General features: G+C 72.1%; 18 protein-coding genes, 1 tRNA gene, 1 pseudogene and 2 riboswitches. Of the genes and pseudogenes, 13 read left to right on the top strand and 7 right to left on the bottom strand.

Annotation, left to right across the window (positions count from 1 at the left end):
* The first annotated feature begins 154 nt into the window (after positions 1 to 154).
* Positions 155 to 925: a hypothetical protein gene (locus ACQRUO_RS19485; protein ID WP_428317245.1), complete on the top strand. Its 771-nt coding sequence runs from the start codon at positions 155 to 157 to the stop codon at positions 923 to 925.
* Between the two features lie 143 nt (positions 926 to 1,068).
* Positions 1,069 to 2,688 carry an alpha/beta hydrolase gene (locus tag ACQRUO_RS19480; protein WP_428317244.1) on the top strand — a complete coding sequence of 540 codons (1,620 nt, stop codon included), beginning with the start codon at positions 1,069 to 1,071 and terminating at the stop codon, positions 2,686 to 2,688.
* A 79-nt stretch (positions 2,689 to 2,767) separates the two neighbouring features.
* Here ACQRUO_RS19480 and ACQRUO_RS19475 read toward each other — a convergent pair.
* A pseudogene (locus ACQRUO_RS19475) lies at positions 2,768 to 3,355 on the bottom strand (TetR/AcrR family transcriptional regulator); the annotation flags it as partial.
* A gap of 52 nt (positions 3,356 to 3,407) precedes the next feature.
* Here ACQRUO_RS19475 and ACQRUO_RS19470 point away from each other — a divergent pair.
* From ACQRUO_RS19470 to ACQRUO_RS19460, 3 genes are all read left to right on the top strand, one after another.
* On the top strand, positions 3,408 to 3,977 hold the full coding sequence (locus ACQRUO_RS19470; RefSeq protein WP_428317243.1) for a GNAT family N-acetyltransferase: 570 nt from the start codon (positions 3,408 to 3,410) through the stop codon (positions 3,975 to 3,977).
* Between the two features lie 43 nt (positions 3,978 to 4,020).
* The gene (leuE, locus tag ACQRUO_RS19465; RefSeq protein WP_428317242.1) at positions 4,021 to 4,671 is read left to right on the top strand and encodes a leucine efflux protein LeuE; all 651 of its coding nucleotides are present in this window, start codon (positions 4,021 to 4,023) and stop codon (positions 4,669 to 4,671) included.
* A gap of 101 nt (positions 4,672 to 4,772) precedes the next feature.
* A tRNA-Thr gene (locus ACQRUO_RS19460) sits at positions 4,773 to 4,846 on the top strand.
* Positions 4,847 to 4,922: 76 nt separating this feature from the next.
* Here ACQRUO_RS19460 and ACQRUO_RS19455 read toward each other — a convergent pair.
* The 3 genes from ACQRUO_RS19455 to ACQRUO_RS19445 form a co-directional block, all read right to left on the bottom strand.
* Positions 4,923 to 6,185 (bottom strand): hypothetical protein, encoded by a 1,263-nt coding sequence (locus tag ACQRUO_RS19455; protein ID WP_428317241.1) that lies wholly within the window; start codon positions 6,183 to 6,185, stop codon positions 4,923 to 4,925.
* Positions 6,186 to 6,272: 87 nt separating this feature from the next.
* Entirely contained in the window at positions 6,273 to 8,822 is a 2,550-nt protein-coding gene (locus tag ACQRUO_RS19450) for a PKD domain-containing protein (RefSeq protein ID WP_428317240.1), read from the bottom strand.
* 373 nt (positions 8,823 to 9,195) lie between these two features.
* A complete protein-coding gene (locus tag ACQRUO_RS19445) occupies positions 9,196 to 9,936 on the bottom strand; it encodes an alpha/beta hydrolase (protein ID WP_428317239.1) in 741 nt (246 codons plus the stop codon).
* Positions 9,937 to 9,969: 33 nt separating this feature from the next.
* Here ACQRUO_RS19445 and ACQRUO_RS19440 point away from each other — a divergent pair, with 33 nt between their 5' ends.
* A complete protein-coding gene (locus ACQRUO_RS19440) occupies positions 9,970 to 10,869 on the top strand; it encodes a phosphorothioated DNA-binding restriction endonuclease (RefSeq protein ID WP_428317238.1) in 900 nt (299 codons plus the stop codon).
* A 51-nt stretch (positions 10,870 to 10,920) separates the two neighbouring features.
* Here ACQRUO_RS19440 and ACQRUO_RS19435 read toward each other — a convergent pair whose 3' ends face one another.
* The 3 genes from ACQRUO_RS19435 to ACQRUO_RS19425 form a co-directional block, all read right to left on the bottom strand.
* Entirely contained in the window at positions 10,921 to 11,250 is a 330-nt protein-coding gene (locus ACQRUO_RS19435) for an AMP-binding protein (protein WP_428317237.1), read from the bottom strand.
* Positions 11,250 to 11,660 (bottom strand): universal stress protein, encoded by a 411-nt coding sequence (locus tag ACQRUO_RS19430; RefSeq protein ID WP_428317236.1) that lies wholly within the window; start codon positions 11,658 to 11,660, stop codon positions 11,250 to 11,252. Before ACQRUO_RS19430 ends, ACQRUO_RS19435 begins: the two co-directional genes overlap by 1 nt.
* 121 nt (positions 11,661 to 11,781) lie before the next feature.
* Positions 11,782 to 13,494, bottom strand: a complete 1,713-nt coding sequence (locus ACQRUO_RS19425; protein ID WP_428317235.1) for an NRAMP family divalent metal transporter — start codon at positions 13,492 to 13,494, stop codon at positions 11,782 to 11,784.
* Positions 13,495 to 13,689: 195 nt separating this feature from the next.
* Positions 13,690 to 13,868, bottom strand: a riboswitch (M-box (ykoK) riboswitch).
* Between the two features lie 175 nt (positions 13,869 to 14,043).
* On the opposite strand from ACQRUO_RS19425, the gene ACQRUO_RS19420 reads away from it, so the two are divergent.
* From ACQRUO_RS19420 to ACQRUO_RS19390, 7 genes are all read left to right on the top strand, one after another.
* Positions 14,044 to 14,358 (top strand): hypothetical protein, encoded by a 315-nt coding sequence (locus ACQRUO_RS19420; RefSeq protein WP_428317234.1) that lies wholly within the window; start codon positions 14,044 to 14,046, stop codon positions 14,356 to 14,358.
* Between the two features lie 125 nt (positions 14,359 to 14,483).
* A riboswitch (M-box (ykoK) riboswitch) is annotated at positions 14,484 to 14,660 on the top strand.
* A 323-nt stretch (positions 14,661 to 14,983) separates the two neighbouring features.
* Positions 14,984 to 16,636: an NRAMP family divalent metal transporter gene (locus tag ACQRUO_RS19415; RefSeq protein ID WP_428317233.1), complete on the top strand. Its 1,653-nt coding sequence runs from the start codon at positions 14,984 to 14,986 to the stop codon at positions 16,634 to 16,636.
* Positions 16,637 to 16,922: 286 nt separating this feature from the next.
* Positions 16,923 to 17,204 (top strand): hypothetical protein, encoded by a 282-nt coding sequence (locus ACQRUO_RS19410; RefSeq protein WP_428317232.1) that lies wholly within the window; start codon positions 16,923 to 16,925, stop codon positions 17,202 to 17,204.
* Between the two features lie 19 nt (positions 17,205 to 17,223).
* A complete protein-coding gene (locus ACQRUO_RS19405; protein WP_428317231.1) occupies positions 17,224 to 17,637 on the top strand; it encodes a winged helix-turn-helix domain-containing protein in 414 nt (137 codons plus the stop codon).
* Between the two features lie 106 nt (positions 17,638 to 17,743).
* The gene (locus tag ACQRUO_RS19400) at positions 17,744 to 18,469 is read left to right on the top strand and encodes an MgtC/SapB family protein (RefSeq protein ID WP_428317230.1); all 726 of its coding nucleotides are present in this window, start codon (positions 17,744 to 17,746) and stop codon (positions 18,467 to 18,469) included.
* Between the two features lie 121 nt (positions 18,470 to 18,590).
* Positions 18,591 to 18,806 carry a hypothetical protein gene (locus ACQRUO_RS19395; RefSeq protein ID WP_428317229.1) on the top strand — a complete coding sequence of 72 codons (216 nt, stop codon included), beginning with the start codon at positions 18,591 to 18,593 and terminating at the stop codon, positions 18,804 to 18,806.
* Positions 18,807 to 19,163: 357 nt separating this feature from the next.
* The gene (locus ACQRUO_RS19390; RefSeq protein WP_428317228.1) at positions 19,164 to 19,667 is read left to right on the top strand and encodes a CGNR zinc finger domain-containing protein; all 504 of its coding nucleotides are present in this window, start codon (positions 19,164 to 19,166) and stop codon (positions 19,665 to 19,667) included.
* Positions 19,668 to 19,672 lie beyond the last annotated feature (5 nt).

The following is a 19,672-nucleotide window of genomic DNA, read 5'->3' as shown; positions in this document are numbered from 1 at the left end:
GGTGCCGCCGGGGCCGCCGGGGCAGGCGGGGCAGGCGGGGCAGGCAGGGCAAGCGGTGCAGCCGGCGTCACCGGCGCCGTCGGGCCGGGCGGCGCCGCCCGCCGCGGGTGCTTCCGCTGTCCCGTCCGCTGTTTCTCCCGCCGGCCCCGCCGGCTTGGCGCCGGTCCGCTTCGAGACCGTGGGCCGGCCCGCCGAGGGCGAGTTGCTGCAGGCCGCCGTGCCCGGTGCCGACGGCCGGCCGCGCACGGTGCGGGTCTGGACACCGCCGCACTACGCCGACGACCCGTCAGCCCGGCTGCCGGTCCTGGTCCTGCACGCCGCCATGCCCGGGAAGACCGCCGACGCCGAGCAGCCGGACGTGTTCGACGGCCTGGTCTCGGCGATCAAGCTGGGTCGGACCCAGCCCTTCATCGTGGTCGAACCGGCCGCCCCGATCGGTACCGCGCACCCCTGCGACCTGGTCGCCGCCGCCCCGCAGTCGCTCGTCGACGACGCCGCCCTGCGCACCGCGGTGGCGGCCGCCTTCCGTACCCTGCCGCCCGGTCCGCAGGGCTGGGCCGCCCTCGGGGTGGACGGCGCCGCACCCTGCGCCGCCGCGGCCGGCCTGACCCGTCCCGACCTGTACGGCGCGGCCGCCGCCGTCTCCGGCCGGTACGACGCGGCGGCCCTCGCCCAGGCCGCCGGTGACGCGCCGGCCGGCCCGGCCCCGCGGCTGCTGCTGGCCGCCGCGAAGACCGACACCGAGGGAGTGGCCGCGGCCCGCAAGGTCTCCGACGCGCTGCACGCGGGCAAGGGCCAGGCGGCCCGGGCGGAGCTGAAGCTCTCCGACGTGGTGCAGGACTACACGCCCGACCGGGCCCGGCTGCGGTTGGTCCGGCTGGCCGCGCAGTACCTGGTGGAGACGCTCGGCCATCCGGCGGGCTGAGCGGGGTTCGCGGGGCGGCGGGCCGCCGGTCGCCGGATACGCTCGGCAGCACTGCCCGCCGCCCGCCGCCCGTCCCACCGCCGCCCTGAGACCCCAGCCCGTTCCGCCGATCGCCGATCCCGTTTCCGAGGGGAGAACGCCGCATGCGCGCCGTCCAGCCCGCCGCACCACTTCGCCGGGCCCTCGCGCTGGCCGCCGCCGGTCTGCTGCTCGCGGGCTGCGCCGGTGGTGGCTCGCACCCGGCCGCCGCCGGACGCAGCGCGTCATCGTCGGACCTCACCGCCACTCCCGCCGCGGCCGGCTCGCCCGACCCCAACGCGGTGACCCCGCTGCAGCCCCTGCCCGCCGCCGTTCCCGCGGCCCTCGCGCCGTACTACGGACAGCAGCTCAGCTGGCAGCCGTGCGACCAGGGTTTCCAGTGCGCCTCCTTCAAGGTGCCGCTCGACTACGACCACCCGGGCAACGGCGACCTCACCCTGTCCGCCGCCCGCCGGCCGGCCGACGGCGCGGGCGGGGCGCCGCACCTGGGCTCGCTGCTGCTCAACCCGGGCGGTCCGGGCGGCTCGGCGATCGAGTACGTCGAGTCGGTGGCCCCGAGCTACCAGCCCGCGGTCCGCGCCTCGTACGACCTGGTCGGCCTGGACCCGCGCGGCGTCGGCCGGAGCAGTCCGATCACCTGCCTGAGCGGCGACCGGATGGACGCGTACACCGCCGTCGACACCACGCCCACCGACCAGGCCGGTATCGACAAGCTGGTCGCCGCCGACCAGGAGTTCGCCAACGGCTGCGAGCAGCACGCGGGCGCACTGCTCGGCCACGTCAGCACGGTCGAGGCGGCCCGCGACATGGACGTGCTGCGGGCGCTGCTCGGCGACCAGCAGCTGAACTACGTCGGCAAGTCCTACGGCACCCTGCTCGGCGCCACCTACGCGGGCCTCTTCCCGTCCCGGGTCGGCCGGGTGGTGCTGGACGGTGCGATGGACCCCTCGTTGAACTCGGTGACCGGCAACCGCACCCAGGCGGCCGGCTTCGAGACCGCGTGGAACTCGTTCGTCCAGGACTGCGACAGCCGCTCCGACTGCCCGATCGGATCGACCGCCCAGCAGGCCGGCCAGCAGCTCGACTCGCTGCTCGCGCAGTTGGAGAAGCAGCCGATGTCCACCGACGGCGGCCGCAAGCTGACCGAGGCGCAGGCCGTGACCGGGGTGATCGAGTCGATGTACGCCGACTTCCTCTGGCCCGACCTGCGCTCCGCGCTGGCCGCCGCCAAGAGCGGTGACGGCGGGGCGCTGCTCGCCCTCTCCGACTCGTACTACGAACGCTCGGCGGACGGCAGCTACCCCAACCTGATGTTCGCCAACATGGCCGTCAACTGCCTCGACCTGCCGCCGGCCTTCGGCTCACCGGCCGACGTCGAGCGCGCCGTGCCGCAGTTCCAGCAGGCCTCGCCGCACTTCGGGCGGGACATGGCCTGGATGGCGCTGTCCTGCGCCTACTGGCCGGTCAAGGCGACCGGCACGCCGCACACCGTCAAGGCCGCCGGGGCCGGGCCGATCGTGGTGGTCGGCACCACCCGGGACCCGGCCACGCCCTACGCCTGGGCCCAGGCGCTGGCCGGGCAGCTGGCGTCCGGCCGGCTGATCACCTACGACGGGGACGGGCACACCGCCTACGGCCGCGGCAGCGACTGCGTGGACTCGGCGATCAACCACTACCTGCTGGAGGGGCAGCCGCCGGCTGCCGGGCTGCGCTGCTCGAAGTGAGGGCCGGCGCGGGCGTTGCCGCAGGCGCTGCCGGTGCTCCTGGTGCGGCGGGTGCGGCGGGTGCGGCGGGTGCGGCGGGTGCCGCCAGCATCGCCAGCCAGTCGTCGAGCAGCCGGACCTGACGCTCCGGCGGGAACTCCTCCGGCGCCAGCAGCGCCTGGGTGATCAGCCCCAGGGTGAACGACTGGGCGGCGGCGGCCAGGTCCGCGGCCGCCGCCCCCACCGGCAGCTCGCCGCGCGCCTGCGCGGCGCCGACGTGCGCAGCGAGCCGGCTGCGCGAGCGGCGGTAGCGGGCGGCGTGCTCCGCGGCGAGCTCCGGGTCGGCGAGCGCGACGTCCCAGGAGCTGACCCAGATGCGGTTCGCGTCGGCGGCCTCCGCGGTCAGCGGCAGGATGTCGACCAGTGCGGTGCGCAGCGCGGCCAGCCCCTCGGCGGGCGGCGTGCGGCGCGGGCGTTCCTCGTTGCGCTGGTCGAGCACCTCCAGCGCGGTGCGCAGCAGGGCCTGCTTGTTCGGGAAGTAGTGGGTGAGCAGCCCGGTCGAGGCGCCCAACTCGGCGGCGACCGCGCGCAGCGTCAACCCGCCGAAGCCGCGGGCCGCCAGGACGCGCCAGACGGCCTCGGACACATCGCGGCGGCGGGCGTCGTGATCTCCACGGGCGGGTGTCATGGGCGCTATGGTACCTACCAAACGTTTGTTATGTACTCGGAGGTCCCGCCGCATGTTCGCCATACCCCTCTCCGACGCCCTCCCCGCCGAGCTGCGCCCGCTGGAGCCCTGGCACGCCGAGGAGTTCCTCGCCCACATGGACCGGGCCCGCGCCAACCTGGACCGGTTCATCTCCTTCGCCTCGCTCTCCACCGACCCCGACTCCGCCCGGGCCACCCTGCAGCGCTACGCGGACATGGCCGCCGCCGGCACCGGCCGGATCCTCGGCATCTGGTTGGACGGCACCCTGGTCGGCGGTGTGATGTTCTTCAACCTCGACGCCAGGCACCTCCACTGCGAGATCGGCGTCTGGGCCGAGCCAGCCGGGGAGGGGCTGGGCCTGATCTCGGCCGGCGTCCGGCAGTTGCTCGAGCACGTCGTGGTGGAGCGCGGCATGCAGCGGGCCGAGTGGTTCAGCAGCACCGCCAACGCGCGCAGTCGCGCCGTGGCACAGCGGGTCGGCATGCGCCTGGACGGGGTGCTGCGCTCCTACTACCTGCACAACGGGGTCCGGCACGACAAGGAGGTCTGGTCGATCCTCGCGGACGAGTGGCTGGCCTCGGACCAGCGCCCGGTACGATAACCCGCTCGCATCCATCCCCGAGACCGTTGCCAGGGAGCCCGTCGTGCTGGGAGTCACCAACCTCGCCGCCTACACCCTCGGGGCGCTGCTCATCGTCCTGTTGCCCGGCCCGAACTCCCTCTACGTCCTCTCGGTGGCCGCCCGCCGCGGCATCCGCACCGGCTACCGCGCCGCGGCGGGCGTCTTCCTCGGCGACTTCACCCTGATCAGCCTCACCTCGCTCGGCGCGGCCTCCCTGCTCCGCGCCAACCCGGCGGTCTTCGTCGTGGTGAAGTTCGGCGGCGCCGCCTACCTGCTCTGGATCGGCTTCGGCATGCTGCGCGCCGCCCGGGCCCTCTGGCGCGAACGACGGGCCGCCGCCGACGCGGCGACCACCGAGCCGGCAGACGCCGCGGAGCGGCCGTTCCGCCGGGCGCTGGTGATCAGCCTCTTCAACCCCAAGGCGATCCTCTTCCTGCTCTCCTTCTTCACCCAGTTCGTCGACCCGCACTACGGCACCCCGGCGCTGTCCTTCGCCCTGCTCGGCGGCATCCTGCAGGCCTTCTCCTTCCTCTACCTCTCCACCCTGATCTTCGCCGGCACCCGCCTCGCCACCGCCTTCCGCCGCCGCCGTCGCCTCTCCGCCACCCTCACCAGCGCGGTCGCCCTCCTCTTCGCCGGCTTCGCCGCCAAGCTCGCCGTCTCCTCCGCCTGACCCACCCCCACCCAATCGGGTAGGGATCACCCCCCAGACCTGTGTAGACTGACCCGCGTTGCCGTTACCGATCCCCCTCGGGTGATCTCCACGGCAACGGTGCCGCCTTAGCTCAGTTGGCCAGAGCAACGCACTCGTAATGCGTAGGTCATGGGTTCGAATCCCATAGGCGGCTCGCACGCTGAAGGCCCTGGTCACTTCTCTGACCATGGCCTTTGTCATTCGTTTCTGGTGGTTATCCCGCGGGCCGGTCAGTGGCGGGCTGCTCGGCGGCGCCGGGTGCGCAGTACGGCGGCGGCGCCGGCGGCGATGAGGGTGGTGGCGGTGCCGACGAGGATGCCGGTGTCGCTTCCGTTGCTGGGGCTCGTGGACGGGGTGCCGGGGGCTGATGGGGTCGCGGGGGCGGCGGGTGTGGTCGCGGGAGTGGTGGCCGGGGGTTGGGGCGAGGGTACGGTGTCGGTCGGGGAGACGCTCGGGGTGTCCGTGGGAGGAGTCAGGGGGTTGTCCAGGATGTGCAGGTCGGCACCGTCCGTTCCTTCGTCGACGACGACGTACAGCCTGCTGTGGTCGGCACCCCAGGTCACAAGGCGCGCGGTCACGTAGGAGTACGTCTGCGCCGGCGTGGTGGCGCCAGGGGCGTAGACGGCGACCTTGGACCCGGTGAGGGAGTCCGAGGTGATGGCGATCGCTCCGTCCGCGGAAAGGGCGATCTCGCCGCCAGGTGCCGCGTCGGAGTACTGCCCGACGGGTGACAGGTCGCTGATCCGGAACTCGGCCAGGCTCGCTCCCACGATGTCCTGGCCGTCCGGGGTCAAGGTCAAGGAGGCCGCGTTGCCAACGGTCCCTTCGCGGTGGGCGACCAGTCCGGGGGTGCTGCCGGACATGTCGTAGAGGCTGAGTTGGTACAGGGTCGTCAGCATGCCCTCCGGGCCGAACATGACGCTCCCGCGGACCAGCATGCCGTGGCTTGCACGCAGGCCTCTCACATAGCCGTACGCGGGGTCGCCGACAGGCAGGAACTTGACGGCGGGGTCCGGCTCGGTGGGATCGATGTATCCCAAGAGATTCTTCCCCCGGTCGGGTGCGGAGCCCGAGACGATGACCTTGCCACCGGTTTCGGCAAGCTTCTGGACGTACAGGTCCCCCAGCGCGTACCGAGCGGTCTCCTGCAGCGTGGAGGTGCTGAGTCCCAGGACCTCGGAGCTGCCGGTGGGGCCGTCGGCGACGTACACCGTGGCGCCGTCGTCGGAGAGTGCCATGCTCGTCGGGCTGTCCAGCGGCACCGTGGTGATGGTGTTCCCGTCGAGGTCGTCGACGAGCAGGCCGTCCCTGTCGATGAGGTAGAGGTGCTGGTGCGCGGCGTCCACGACGAGCGCGACGCTGCCGCCGGCGAGGTGGACGGTGTCGTCGGCTCGGGCTGGTGGTGCGGCCAGGACGGGTGTGACCAGTGCGAAGGCGGTCAGCAGGGCCGCCAGGGCGGTGGCCGAGCCCGGTGGGCGGGTGTGACGGCGCATGACGACTTCCCCCCTGTGTCGAGTGTCCGGTGCGGGGCACCAGGTGACGCCCGGTCCGCCGGTGGAGCGGCGGACCGGGCGGTCGGGTCAGTACCTCAGTTGCAGGGCGATGTACGAGACGTCGGTGGCTGCGATCGGCAGCGCCGAGTCGGTCCAGGAGCTCTGGTCGGTGTGGACCTCGTGGATGGTGCCGTTCTCCACGGCCTCGATGATCCGGTCGTCGGTGGCGCTGACCTTGACCGAGAGGTTGTTGATGCCGAGGGCGGCAGCCGGTACGACCCCGTCGTGCCAGCCGGTCGAGTCGCTGTAGATCTCGTGCAGCTGACCGCTCTCGACGGCCTCGATCACTCGCTGGTGTTCCTGGTTGTAGCTGAAGCTCAGCGTGCTGATGTTGCCGCCGACGCCGTCGATCGGGTTGTCGTGCCAGCCGTCCGCGGCCGAGTAGATCTCGTGCAGCACGCCGCCCTCGTTGGCCTCGATGACGCGGGCGCCCGACAGGTTGTAGGAGAACGACATCGCGTAGACGTTCGGTGCCACGCCGTCGACCGGGTTGTCGTGCCAGCCGTCCGCGGCCGAGTAGATCTCGTGCAGCCTGCCGTTCTCGATCGCCTCGATGACGCGGGCGCCCGTCGGGCTGTACGAGAAGGCGAGCGCGCTGATGTTCGGCCCGGCGCCGTCGATCGGGTTGTCGTGCCAGCCGTCCGCGGCCGAGTAGATCTCGTGCAGCACGCCGCCCTCGACCGCCTCGATGACCCGCTGGCCCGCCGGTCCCGTGGCGAAGCCGATCGGGCCGACGGTGCCCGCGCCGGAGGTCACCACGCCGTCGTGGAGGACGCCCGCCGGGTCGTTGTAGATCTCGTGCAGCACGCCGCCCTCGACCGCCTCGATCACGCGCTCGGGGGTCGCCTGGACGCTGACCGTCAGGGTGCGTGAGGAGGCCGCCGAGCGGCCGTGGTCGTCGGTCACCGTCTCGGTGACGGTGTACTGGCCAGTGGTGGCGTAGGCGTGGGTGAACGGCGCAGGCCGGCCGGGGCCGTCGAACGAGGCGCTCTGGCCGTCGCCGAAGTCGAAGCTGTACTTGGCGACCGGCCAGGGGCTCGTGCTCGCGTCGGTGAACTTCACCGTGGGAGCGTTGCTGTCGTCCTCCTCCCAACCCCACGAGGGGATGATCGGTGAGGCATCCGGGATGGTCGCCGTGGTGGTCTGCGTCCGGGTGACGCCAGTGGGGTCGATGACGGTGAACGTGACGGTGTAGGTACCGGGAGCCGGGTAGGTGTGCTCCACCCAGGAGTCGGGGTGGGACGCGGGGTCGAGCTTGGGGCTGCCGTCCCCGAAGTCCAGGGTCCCGGTCAGTCGGGTTCCGGTGGCCTGGGACCACGGCGCCCGGACCGACCACCTGACAACTGCGGCGAGCGGCTGGGTGCTGTCCGCCTGCGCCTCCAGCTCGGTGATGGCCAGCGGGTTCTGCAGCTCGATCGCGCCGCGGTCCACGTAGCCCGGGCCCGTACCGGTGTTGGGGGCCAGCGGGTCGTCGACGCGCGGGTTGCCGTCGATGTCGGTGTCGAGCTCACCAGGCGCGGTCGCATCGGCCGAGTCGGTGCCGGCCGTCTCCGTGGTCGGTTCGACGGGGTCGTTCTCGGCGACGTCGTGGCCGCCCTGACCGGTGGCCGCCGCGAACTGGCTCGGCGAGCCGAAGCTGCCACTGCCCCAGGCGTAGGGCGTGACGCCCGTCAGCACGCGGACCACGTTGTAGTCCACCTTGGTGCCGGTGGTCGATCCGCCCGATACCACCAGGTCGGGCTGGCCCTGACAGGTCGTCTTGTCGTTCGTGACGACGACGTTGTTCTCGATCGTGGAACCGGCCGAGGCACCGGCGAGCGTGATGCCGCTCTGACAGTCCACGGCGATCGTGTTGCTGGTCACCACCGTGCCGGGGGCATCGGTGACGACCACCCCGCCGGACTGCTGGCCGGCGCGGACCTCGTTCGTCGTGACGACCGCTCCGGTGACCCCGGCGTCCACGGAGACGCCGACCGAGCCGACGCTGACGAAGCGGTTGCGGCTGATCCGCGCGTCCGAGGTCTTCCCGGTGAGCCGGATGCTCGGCGAGCCGCTGGTGCCCGCGGCAGCCTTGCCCGCGTCCTCGAGCATGTTGGAGTCCAGGACGATCCTGGAGGAGTCCGAGACCAGGACGGCTTCCTGCGGCGTCTCGAAGAACAGCCCGCTGATGGTGACGTCGTGGACGCCGGAGAGCACGAACGCGTGCGGGAGCGCCGGCGCATTGGCGACCCCGGCGTTGCCGCCCACCCACGCCGATGCCTGCGCGGCGGTCGCGGCGCCCTTGAAGGTGATCGGGTGCCCCGGTGTACCGGAGTGGGTGACGGTCACCTGCTCCGGATAGCTCGTCGACGGGGCGAGCAGCACGGTCTGCCCGGGCTGGGCGACGTCGGCGGCCGCCTGAACGGTACAGAACGGCTGCGCCTGGGTGCCCCCGCCGCTGTCCGAGCAGTGGGGCGCGGCGTTGTTGACGTACAGGGTGGCGGAGTCGGCGTGGGCGACGAACGCCGGCAGTGCCGTTCCGAGGATGGTGGAGCTGACGATCGCGGCAGCGAGGCCGATGTTGCGGCGTCTGGGCAAGGTTGGTTCCCGGGAGAGTGACCGGCAGAGGGCTGGTCAGCGGAGCTGGAGTGAACAGCGGTCAGGGCCGCTCGGCGGGCCGGCCGGTCGCATCGGCGTGCGCGACCGAGCTCCGGCAGTGCCGTTCCGAAGACGGTGGAGCTGGTGATGAAGGCGGCGACGTCGAGGTGACGACGTGCCGGCAAGTTCTGGCCCCCCAGAGGATGCGTGCGTCGGAGTTCCCCCGACGATCGGAGGATCTCCGATCGCTTGCCGACGCACGAAGCAGTATCCAGGAGGCTCGGACGTCCACGGAGGTGGGGTGGTCTTTTGGTGTGCGCTGAGGGGAGGGGTCGTCGCGCGGTGGCGGGCTGCGCGGCGGTGCCGGCGCGGGTCAGGGGCTGGTCGTGGCGGACGCCGCGGTGGCGAGGGTGGTGGCGGTGGTGCGGCCGGCCTGGTGGGCGTGGGGGATGCGGGTGGGGCGGCAGCGGTTGAGGTGGGGGTCGTACTCGGTCATGATCACGCCCGCGTGGTCGGAGGCGGGCGTCTCCAGGTGGGCCGGCCAGCCGTGGGAATGCAGGGCGTCGCGGAGTTCGGTGGAGTGGTGGGCGCTCACCTGGGTGTCCGTGGTGCCGTGGACCAGCCGGATGGGGCGGGGCGGGACGGCGGTCGTGCGGGACAGCTCGGTGAGCGGGCTGGTGCCGGTGATCCGCGACGGGCGGTCGTAGCGGCCCGCGATGCCGACCGCGGCGGTCGGGCGCCAGCCGTCGACGGCGTCCGGGGCCAGGGCGATGCTGATCGCGGGCGAGGCGCCGGCCGACCAGCCGGCCAGGACGGTGCGGTCGGGATCGCCGCCGTGCGAGGCGGCGTGGTCGCGGACGTAGCGGAGGGAGTCGAGGAGGTGGGCCCGGCCGCCGTCCTCGGCGTCGGGGCGCCAGTCGGGAACGCAGACGAGCAGGCCGAGCCCGGCCGCCGCCCGGGCCAGCGGGGCCAGGACGTCCCGCTCGTCGGGGCCGACGCCGTGCCAGAGCAGGACCACGGGTGCCGGGCCGGCGGTCGGTGCGGGCTGGTAGATGTCGATCGCCTGGGCGTCGGTGCCGTAGGTCGCGGTGGTGACTTCGAGGTCTGCCGTCATGGTGTCCATCATCCGCGAAATACGCTGGCCGCCATGGACTGGCTGGAGCGGGTGGCGAAGTTGCGGCGGTGGGCGGGGAACGGGGCGCGGGCGCCGCACAAGCCGTTGTTGTTGCTGTACGCGCTCGGTAGCTATCAGCGCGATGCCGGTGGGGAGTTGCGGTACAGCGTGGTGGAGGAGGAACTCAAGCGGCTGCTGGCCGAGTACGGGCCGGCGCATCCGACGACGCCGGCCTATCCGTTCCACCACCTGGTCAACGACGGTGTGTGGGAGGTCAGGACCGACCTGGGCGAGGGGAGCCCGGGCAGTGGGGTCGGGGTGCTGCGGTCGAGCGGGGCCACCGGGCGGCTGGCGTCGGACCTGCGGGCCTCGCTGGTCCGGGAGCCGTCGCTGCTGGGGCGGCTGGTGCGGGTGCTGCTGGACGCGCACTTCCCGCCGTCGCTGCACGTGGAGCTGTGCGAGGCGGTCGGGCTGGACCTGGAGTCGGCCGAGACCGGGGCCGTGAGTGGCGCCGAGGCCGCGGTGCGGCGGCAGCGGGACCGGCGGATGCGTGAACTGATACTGACGGCCTACGAGTTCCAGTGCGCGTTCTGCGGTTATGACGGGATGCTCGGCGCGAGCGCGGTGGGGTTGGAGGCCGCGCACGTGCGGTGGTGGTCGCACGACGGGCCGGACGAGGTCGACAACGGGCTGTGCCTCTGCTCGCTGCACCACAAGCTGTTCGACAAGGGCGTGTTGGGGGTCGGGGACGGTCACCGGATCCTGGTCTCGCAGCGGTTCGTCGGACGCAGCGAGGCCAGTCGCCGGCACGTGCTGGCGCTCACCGGTCGGCCGGTGATCGGACCGCAGCCGGGCGTGCTCCCGGTGGCGCGGCGGCACCGGGAGTGGCATGCGCGGCAGGTGTTCCACGGCGCGGCGCGGGAGGCTGGCTAGGGGTGGAGCGGGTGGCGGAGTCAGGGCTGGGGCGGGTGCTCCCGCCTCGCGTCAGGGCAGGTGGTGGACGGTGAGGTGGTCGTCGGTGGTGGTGAGGAGGTGGCGGATGCCGGTGCGGTGGAGGAGGGGGCGGTGGTGGTGGAGCGGGCGGCCGGGGTGGAGGGGGAGGTAGGGGCAGCCGTGTTTGCGTAACGCGAGGATGCTGGTGACGGTGAGCCAGCCGGGTTCGAGGTGGAGGCCGACCAGGGTGCCGCGGGGGATCCGGGCGTGGTCGAGTTCGGTGGCGATGCGGTCGCGGGCGGCGGCGAGGTCGCGGTAGGTGAGGGTGAACTCGCCGTCGCGCAGGGCGATGGCGTCGGGGGTGCGGGCGGGGGCCGGCATCACGGCACCACCAGGATCGGTGAGGGCGCGCTGCGGGCCAGGGCGGCGCCGACGCGATCGGTGAGCAGGCGGTGCCAGTGCGGGGCGGAGGCGCCGACCACGATGAGGTCGGCCTGGTAGCGGCGGGCCGACTGGCGGAGCGCCGAGCGGGGGCCGGCTGCGCTGACCAGCAGTTGCCAGTGCACCTCCAGTCCGAGCAGCAGCGATTCGGCCTGGGCGTGCAGCCGGCGGATCCGGCGTTCGCGCGGGACGGCGTGGGTCGGCCAGGGGGCCGGGTCCTCACCGGCCAGCACCAGGAGCAGGTCGGCGCCGGTGCGGGCGGCGTGGCCGGCCGCGTAGGCGAGCGCGCGGTCGCTGCGCCGGCTGCCGTTGAAGCCGACGACGACGAGGTGTCCGTGGTACGGGGTCATGGTCGGTCTCCCCCCGGGGAGGCCGCGACCGCGGGGCCGCGGTCCGTGTGCGGCGGACCGGGGCCCCACGGTCGCGGGGTCGGGACGTCTGGGACGTCGGGGTGAAGGGACCTCAGGGAGGTCAGGACATCTGGACGATCTTGACGACCATCAGGACCACCGCGACCACCAGGTAGGCGCGCAGGGTCAGCAGGCCGGCCTTGCGCAGCGGGGAGAAGGCCGGGCGGGTCAGGGTGTCCAGCGCGGGGGTGCGCCAGGCCAGCTGCTCCTCGGTGAGCAGGGCCTTGCGGTCGGCCCGGTCGAGGGGCTCGGTCGCCCGGTCGCCGGCCGGCGTGCTGCCGCCCTGCGTGCTGCCGTGCTGCGTGCGGGAGCGCAGCACCACCAGCGCGCCGCCGACCACGCCGATCCCGGCGCCGATCGCGAAGCCCAGCTCCAGGGTGCCGGTGCTCAGCGAGGGCCAGAAGACGGTGGCGGTGAGCGAGAGGGAGAGCAGCACCAGGGTCCAGACGATCACCCCGGCGACGATGTTCTGCTTGACGGTGTTGACCCAGGGCCCGAGCACCGGGCGGTCGTTGCAGAGCAGCACCAGGAAGACGGTGGCCGACGGCAGCAGCACGCCGGCGAGCGCCTGCACGCCCTGCGTGATCAGGCCCTGGACGTGGTCGTCGGTGGTGAGGGTGATGGTGGCGGAGAGGGCGATCAGGCCCGCGTAGCCGACGTAGAAGAGCTTGGCCTCGGAGATCTTCCAGTGCAGCGAGTGCCGCTTCTTGAAGGTGTCACCGAGGGTGTAGGTGGTGGCCAGGCTGACCGCGTTGGCGCCGACCAGGGCCGCGTCCAGCAGGATGATCGCGAAGAGCGAGCCGATCAGGTGGCTGCCGTGGCTCTTCAGGCCCTGCGCGACGGTGCCGGCGTCCTGGTACTGGCCGAACAGGTCGGTGCCCTGGAAGACGAAGGCGGCGGTGGCCATGATCGCGATGGCGCCGATCATCACCACGGCGATGCCGATCCACAGGTCGGCCTTCTCGTACTTGATCCAGCGCGGGGTGATCCGCTTGTCGACCACGTTGGACTGCTGGAAGAAGAGCTGCCACGGCGCGACGGTGGTGCCGACGATGGAGACGATGAGCAGCAGCAGCGTGGAGTCGAGGCCACCGGGGAACTGCGGGATGAAGCCCTTGGCGGTGTCGGTGGCGCTCGGGTGCGACAGCAGCACCATCGGGAACATCAGCACGTTGAGCGCGATCAGGCAGAACAGGAACCGCTCCCAGCGGCGGAACGAGCCGCCGGCCACCACGGCGAAGAGCAGCACCGCCGCCAGCGGCACCGAGACGTAGTTCGAGATGCCGAAGTACCCCAGCGCCTGGGTGACGCCGATGAACTCGGTGACCAGGGTGAGCGCGTTCACGATGAACAGGTCGCCGACGCTGAACATGCCCCAGAACTTGCCGAACCGCTGGAAGATCAGCCGCGCGTGGCCGACCCCGGAGACCGCCCCGAGCCGGACCACCATCTCCTGGTTGACGTAGAGCACCGGGACGAGCAGGGCCAGCGTCCAGACCAGCTTCATGCCGTAGTTCTGGCCGGCGTTGGCGTAGGTGCCGACGCCGCCGGCGTCGTTGTCGCCGACCATCACGATCAGGCCGGGACCCATGATCACCAGGAGTGTGCGGACCCGCTCCCACCAGGTTCTGCGGCGTCCGGTGTCGTCCTGGCGGATGGTGCCGAGGGCACCGACGATGTCTCCGACGTGCGCGCTGTCGAGCACGGCAGTCGAGGGCGCGGTGTCCGGCCCGGGCTCCTGGCCCGGGGTGGGGCGCGTGCTGCTGATGGTCATGGGAATCCTCGTGTGACGTGCCCGGAGGCGGGCAGCGCGAAGCCGCGTCCGTGTCGAGTGAGGCGACGCGGGCGCAGGGAGCAGCGCTGAAGGGCGGAGTGGCGGGCCGTACGTGGGCCGTAGGTGGGTCGGGTGCCGCGGGACGGGCGGAACGGGACGGGCGAACGGGACGGACGGCCGGAGCCGTGGAGCGGTACGACACCCTCCACGTAAGAGTTTCGGCACTGCACGGCGTATCCCCACCCACCTTGGGCGGGAAGCCACTTGGGGTCACCCCTTAAGCCGAGGAGACCTGTCCTGACCCTGGGCGTCTCTCGACGTCGTCGGGTCAGTGGCCTGTATCCGCGCAGACGCCTCACCGAACGAGGTGTCGCGGCGAACAGTATGGACCGTCCCGGGAAGGGCCTGTCAACCAGTCAACAGGCATCCTTGATGCCGGACTTGCGAGTTCAAAAACGGCCCCTATAGTGGCCCGCGTTCGCTGCGCAGGATGCGCCTCGGCTTCTTTGGCGTACCCTCCAACTGGCCTTGAGTACAAGGAGGTTGGTCATGACCAGCCTGACGATCGCGCGACCCTCCAGCACCCCCGCCCCGGGTTCGGCCCGCGGTTGCCTGCGGCTCGTGCTGGGCGACGGGGTGCCCCGGCTCTACCTGCTCGACCCGCGGGACTTCGCCGCCACCACCTCGCCCGAGGTCGCCTACGACGCCCGGGTGCACACCGCCTACCTGTTGACCCTGCAGGGCCACCGCCCCGAGTGGCTGGCCCAGCACCTCGACCTGCCGGCGGTCGCCGCGCACCGGATCGCCGACCACGCCCGGCGCTGTGGTCCGCGGGGGTCGGGCGAGCTGCCGCCGGTCTGCTGAGGCTCGCCTTGCTCCGGCGGGGCTGGTCGGACTGCTCCGAGACAAGGATCAAGGGCGGGATGGTCAAGGTTTAGTAAATGCGGCAAGCGTTCGGTCCGGGTGGGGCTAAGCTTGTGGAGGTTTGAAAGGCACCTCGTTCGGTGAGGCGTCTTCACGGACACAGGCCACTGATCCCAACCGTCGAGAGACGCTCCGGATCAGGACAGATCTTCCCGACCTAAGGGTTGATCCCAAGTGGCTTCTGGCTCGAAGAGCCGGATCACGCCGTGAAGTGCCAAAGCTCTGACGAGTTGGGGTGAGCCGGCCCTTGGGGGGCGGGCGAGCTCCTTGCCGTGTCGTACTGCGTCGCGATAGTCGCGCGCACCGGCCGGGAGGAGGCGAGAGACATACATGGATTGCAGTAGTCCGGGCCACAGTAGCCCCTACCCCCGCTTGTCCTCGTACTTCTTCGGCTCGCGGTAACCACCTTCGCTACGCGTTCTCCTGTCAGCACATCACCTCCTGCCTCGTTCGGCCTGCCCTGGTGTCGGCCTGCGTTGCTTCGTGCTGTGCGGGTTCGTAGCGAGGATTGCTGCCGCGTGCCCCCGAACTCCCCCTGAATACGTGGGGGCTGAGGGAGGTTCACATGACCACCAACGCCACGATCGACACGAAGGTTCCGGCCCCGCAGAACAGCGCGGTCCTGGACGAGGCGCACCTGGGCGACATCCAGGGTGCGCTGGGCACGATCAAGCTCGACGACAACGGTGAGCGCCGGGGTCTGTCGGCGAAGCTGAAGACCCTGCTGGCCATCGTCGGCCCGGGCCTCATCGTGATGGTCGGCGACAACGACGCCGGCGCGTTCTCCACCTACGGCCAGGCCGGCCAGAACTACGGCACCCACCTGCTGTGGACCCTGCTCCTGCTGGTGCCGGTGCTGTACGTCAACCAGGAGATGGTGCTGCGCCTGGGCGCGGTGACCGGTGTCGGGCACGCCCGCCTGATCCTGGAGCGGTTCGGCAAGTTCTGGGGCGCGTTCAGCGTCATCGACCTGTTTCTGCTGAACGCCCTGACCCTGGTGACGGAGTTCATCGGGATCACCCTGGCGGCCGGGTACCTGGGCCTGCCGAAGGTCGGTTCGGTCGTGCTGGCGGCGGCGATCATCATCGCCTCGGCGTTCACCGGCTCGTTCCGGCGCTTCGAGCGGATCGCGGTCGGGCTGTGCGCCGGGTCGCTGCTGCTGGTGCCGATCTACTTCATGGTCCACCCGAAGACCTCGCAGATGGCGCACGACTTCGTGGTGCCGAACATGCCGGGCGGCACGGGTCAGCTGGCGACCGTGATGCTGCTGATCATCTCCATCGTGGGCACCACCGTCGCGCCCTGGCAGCTGTTCTTCCAGCAGTCGTACGTGATCGACAAGCGGATCACGCCGCGGTTCATGAAGTACGAGAAGGCCGACCTGTGGATCGGCATCGTGATCGTGGTCGTCGGTGGTGCCGCGCTGATGGGCTTCTCCGCGGCGGCGTTCGCCGGCACCGACCAGTTCGGGAACTTCACGGACGCGGGTGCGGTGGCCAAGGGCCTGGCAGACCACTCGGGCAAGCTGGTCGGCGTGCTGTTCGCGATCGCGCTGCTGGACGCCTCGATCATCGGTGCCTTCGCGGTCTCGCTGTCGACGGCGTACGCGATCGGTGACGTCTTCGGCCTCAAGCACTCGCTGCACCGTGGGGTCGGTGGCGCGAAGGGCTTCTACGCGGTGTACGCGGGTCTGGTGTGCGCGGCGGCCGCGATCGTGCTGGTCTCCTCCGACCACACGCTGGGTCTGTTGACCCAGGGCGTGCAGGTGCTGGCCGGTGTGCTGCTGCCCTCCGCCTCGGTCTTCCTCCTGCTGCTGTGCAACGACCGCCAGGTGCTGGGTCCGTGGACCAACGGGCCGAAGGTCAACGCCTTCACCTCCGCGGTGGTCGGCGTGCTGGTGAGCCTGTCGATCATCCTGACCGCCTCGGTGCTCTTCCCGGACATCAACTCGAAGCAGATCCTGGACATCATGGCCGGCTGCGGCGTGGTCGGGGTGGCGGCCGCCGGGTTCGCCTTCACCCGCAAGCGCACCGCCACTGCCGAGGACCCGATCGACCGCACTGGCCGGGACAACTGGCGGATGCCCCCGCTGGAGACCCTCACCCGCCCGGTGATGTCCAGCGGCCGCAAGATCGGCATGGGCGCGCTGCGCGGCTACCTGTTCATCGCGATGATCCTGGTCGTCGTCAAGCTCGTCCAGAGCGCCCTCGGCCACTGAGGCCGCTGGGGCCGCTGGGCCCTGGGGCCCTGAGCGAGTAGGGCCCCCGCGGTATGCGCTGAGGCTCGGCAGACGCCGAGCGACCGTCGAGCCTCAGCCGCCGCCCCTCTGATTGCGCGCCGCATCCGGCGCTTCCCGAACGGGCTGCCGAGCAGCCTTTCGCTGAGCAAGCCCCCGTTCCTCCCGCTCTTTCATCCAGACGCAGGCTCCATCGTGCGAAGCGTCGGCTTCGCCATGCCCGCGTGCGCGTGACGTGCGCGCACGCCGTCCACGGAGGTGACTCCCCGTGTCCGTTTTCACGTTCCACACCGCGCTCCCGGCCGCCCGGCCGCGCCCCGCGATCCACCTCGGTGGCTTCGTCAGGGCCCGCGCGTACCTGGCGCAGGTGCTGACCCGGCTCGCCGACAGCCCGCTGCAGAGCCCGGTGCTGCACGCCCTCCCGCCCGCCGCGCCACACCCGCACCCGGTCGAGCGCCGCGCGCAGGTCCGGCTGGCCGCCCAGTGGCACGCCGTGACCGACGCCGCCGGCGCGGTCCAGCTGGAAGCCGCCTGGCGCGTCGAGCACTGAACCGAGAGGAGCCGTACTGATGCCGCTGCACTACCCCCGGGTCCAACTCGTCTTCTCCGATACCGCCTTCCAGTCCGCGCCGGCCGGCCCAGGCGCCGCCGCAGTCGCCGAGGTGCCGGCCCGCCGGCTGGCGGCCTCCGGTGTGGTGGTCGACATCGACCAGCGCATCGCGACCGTAGCGGGCCGCAAGCTCGACCTCACCTTCCTGGAGTTCGAGCTGCTGGCCCACCTGATGGCCCAGCCCAGGCGGGTGCTCTCCCGCAGCCAGCTGATGCAGGCCGTCTGGGGTCGCCCGGACCTGGGCGACACCCGCACGGTCAGCACGCACGTCGCCCGGATCCGCCGCAAGCTCGGCCCGGACCACCGCGACACGATCAGCACGGTCCGGCAGATCGGGTACAAGTTCGATCCGTCCATGGCCCGGACCGCCTGACGCACGGTTCCGCCGTCCCCGTCGTCCCCGTCGTCCCTGTCGTCCCTGTCGTCCCTGTCGTCCCTGTTGTTCCGTCGTTCCCGTCGATTCCCGAGGAGGTGCTCCCATGCACGCCCTGACCACGACCGAATTCCTGCTCCGGCTCGGCACCGGCGTCCTGTGCGGGGCGCTGATCGGGGTCGAGCGCCAGTGGCGGGCCCGGATGGCCGGCCTGCGCACCAACGCGCTGGTCGCCACCGGTGCCACGCTCTTCGTGCTGTACAGCGAGGCGGTCGGCGACGCGAGCAGCCCGACCCGGGTGGCCTCCTACGTGGTCTCCGGGATCGGGTTCCTCGGCGGTGGCGTGATCCTGCGCGACGGTGCGAGCGTGCGCGGCCTCAACACGGCGGCCACGTTGTGGTGTTCGGCCGCCGCCGGGGTGCTGGCCGCGTCCGGGAAGTTGGCCTTCGCGGTGCTGGGCACGCTGGCCGTGCTCGCCGTCCACTTCGTCGGCCGCCCGGCCGGGCGCCTGCTCGACCGGGCCCCGGCCGCCGGCACCGACCCGGATGCTGCGGTCGAGGCCAACGTGCACCTGCGCTGTGACCGTGCCACCGAGACCCACATCCGGGCCCTGCTGCTCCAGGCGCTCAGCACCTCCGGCCTCACCCCCACCGGCCTGCGGGCCCGCCGCGAGAGTGCGGAGACCACCAGCCTGCGGGCCTCCCTCTCGGTCAGCGGGGACGTCGCGTGCGCGCTGGAGCAGGTGATCTCCCGGCTCTCGCTGGAGCCCGGGGTGCGTGACCTGCACTGGCACCTGGACGAGGAGGAGGACGTTCACCAGGCGATGGCCTGAGTGGGCGGTGTGTGGTGGGCGGCTCGGGTTGGGGAGAGGTGAGTTGGGTATGCGGTGGAGCTGGCGTCGACCGTTTGCGGTGCACGGGCGGAGGCCGCCGCGGTTCCAGCCGCTGCCGGTGGTGACCGAGGTCGAGGACTGGTACACCCCCGACACCATGGCGGGGTTCCCGCTGGAGGAGGTGCAGCCCTACCTCGGCAGCTGCCCGCTGGGGCGGGTGCACACCGGGTGGGTGCTGGCCATCCACCGGCACGAACCGGCCTGGATCGCCGGGCACCTGGACCTGCCGGAGCCGCTGGCCGAGGTCCTGGTGGCGGCGGCCGAGCGGCGGGTGTGAGGGGTGGGTGCCGGCGCCGGCTCGGACAGCGTGGTCAGAGCGCGCCCAGCAGCCAGGTCAGCTCCAGCTCGCGGGCGGTCAGCCCGGCCGCCTCGCGGAGCTGGTCGGCCTTCGGCACCGGGCGGCAGTTCGCCGGCGAGGGTGAGCGCCGCCGCGGCCGTCTGCGGGCGGGCGCCCAGGGCGGCGCGCAGCTGGTAGGACCTGCGCAGGTGGTCGATGCCCTGCGCGCGGTCCTGCTCCAGCAGGTGGTCGCCGAGGTGGCGCACGGCGTAGGACTCCAGCAGCACGTCGCCGTGCTTCCGGGCGTGTTCCAGCGCCTGCCGGTAGGCCGGTTCGGCGGTCTGCGGGTCGTCGTCGATGTTGTCGGCGAGGATGCCGAGCCAGAAGTCGGCCCAGCCCGCCAGGTGCACGTCGGACCTGGCCTGGGTGAAGCCCGCGCGGGCGTGCTGGAGGTCGTCGGTGCGCGGGTTCAGGTCGAACAGCAGCCGCGCGTACCGGATCTGCGCGCCAAGGTATCCGGCGAGCACCGGTCGGGTCGGGGCGAGCGCGCTGACCGCCTCCTCCGCCGCATCGCCGCCGCTCAGGCGCCACCAGAAACCGTCCACCAGGATCTCCGCGCGCTCCGCGGCGGCGTCCGGCGGCAGGACGGCGAGGGCCTGGTCCCACTGGCCCGCACGGTGCAGGGTTCGCGCGACGGCCGTCGCCCCGTCCATCGTGACCATCGGCCGCTGCCACGCCGCCGGTTGCGCGCGCTTCCACGTCGACGACTCCCGCAACCGCACCCGGCGGTTCTGCTCCAACGCCTGCGCCAGCCGGACCACGGTCGCCGCCCACCGCGCGCGGCGCAAGGCGGCGGGGTAGCGCGT

It is taken from the genome of Kitasatospora sp. LaBMicrA B282, from assembly GCF_050325825.1.
GTDB lineage: Bacteria > Actinomycetota > Actinomycetes > Streptomycetales > Streptomycetaceae > Kitasatospora.
This window is presented reverse-complemented; position numbering and strand designations above follow the sequence as displayed.

Excerpts from the sequence above, each read along its gene's own strand:
- ACQRUO_RS19480 (WP_428317244.1), top strand. The coding sequence starts at position 1,069 with ATGCGCGCCGTCCAGCCCGCCGCACCACTTCGCCGGGCCCTCGCGCTG.
- ACQRUO_RS19470 (WP_428317243.1), top strand. The coding sequence starts at position 3,408 with ATGTTCGCCATACCCCTCTCCGACGCCCTCCCCGCCGAGCTGCGCCCG.
- ACQRUO_RS19455 (WP_428317241.1), bottom strand. The coding sequence starts at position 6,185 with ATGCGCCGTCACACCCGCCCACCGGGCTCGGCCACCGCCCTGGCGGCC.
- ACQRUO_RS19445 (WP_428317239.1), bottom strand. The coding sequence starts at position 9,936 with ATGACGGCAGACCTCGAAGTCACCACCGCGACCTACGGCACCGACGCC.
- ACQRUO_RS19440 (WP_428317238.1), top strand. The coding sequence starts at position 9,970 with ATGGACTGGCTGGAGCGGGTGGCGAAGTTGCGGCGGTGGGCGGGGAAC.
- ACQRUO_RS19435 (WP_428317237.1), bottom strand. The coding sequence starts at position 11,250 with ATGCCGGCCCCCGCCCGCACCCCCGACGCCATCGCCCTGCGCGACGGC.
- ACQRUO_RS19430 (WP_428317236.1), bottom strand. The coding sequence starts at position 11,660 with ATGACCCCGTACCACGGACACCTCGTCGTCGTCGGCTTCAACGGCAGC.
- ACQRUO_RS19425 (WP_428317235.1), bottom strand. The coding sequence starts at position 13,494 with ATGACCATCAGCAGCACGCGCCCCACCCCGGGCCAGGAGCCCGGGCCG.
- ACQRUO_RS19420 (WP_428317234.1), top strand. The coding sequence starts at position 14,044 with ATGACCAGCCTGACGATCGCGCGACCCTCCAGCACCCCCGCCCCGGGT.
- ACQRUO_RS19415 (WP_428317233.1), top strand. The coding sequence starts at position 14,984 with ATGACCACCAACGCCACGATCGACACGAAGGTTCCGGCCCCGCAGAAC.
- ACQRUO_RS19405 (WP_428317231.1), top strand. The coding sequence starts at position 17,224 with ATGCCGCTGCACTACCCCCGGGTCCAACTCGTCTTCTCCGATACCGCC.
- ACQRUO_RS19400 (WP_428317230.1), top strand. The coding sequence starts at position 17,744 with ATGCACGCCCTGACCACGACCGAATTCCTGCTCCGGCTCGGCACCGGC.
- ACQRUO_RS19390 (WP_428317228.1), top strand. The coding sequence starts at position 19,164 with ATGTTGTCGGCGAGGATGCCGAGCCAGAAGTCGGCCCAGCCCGCCAGG.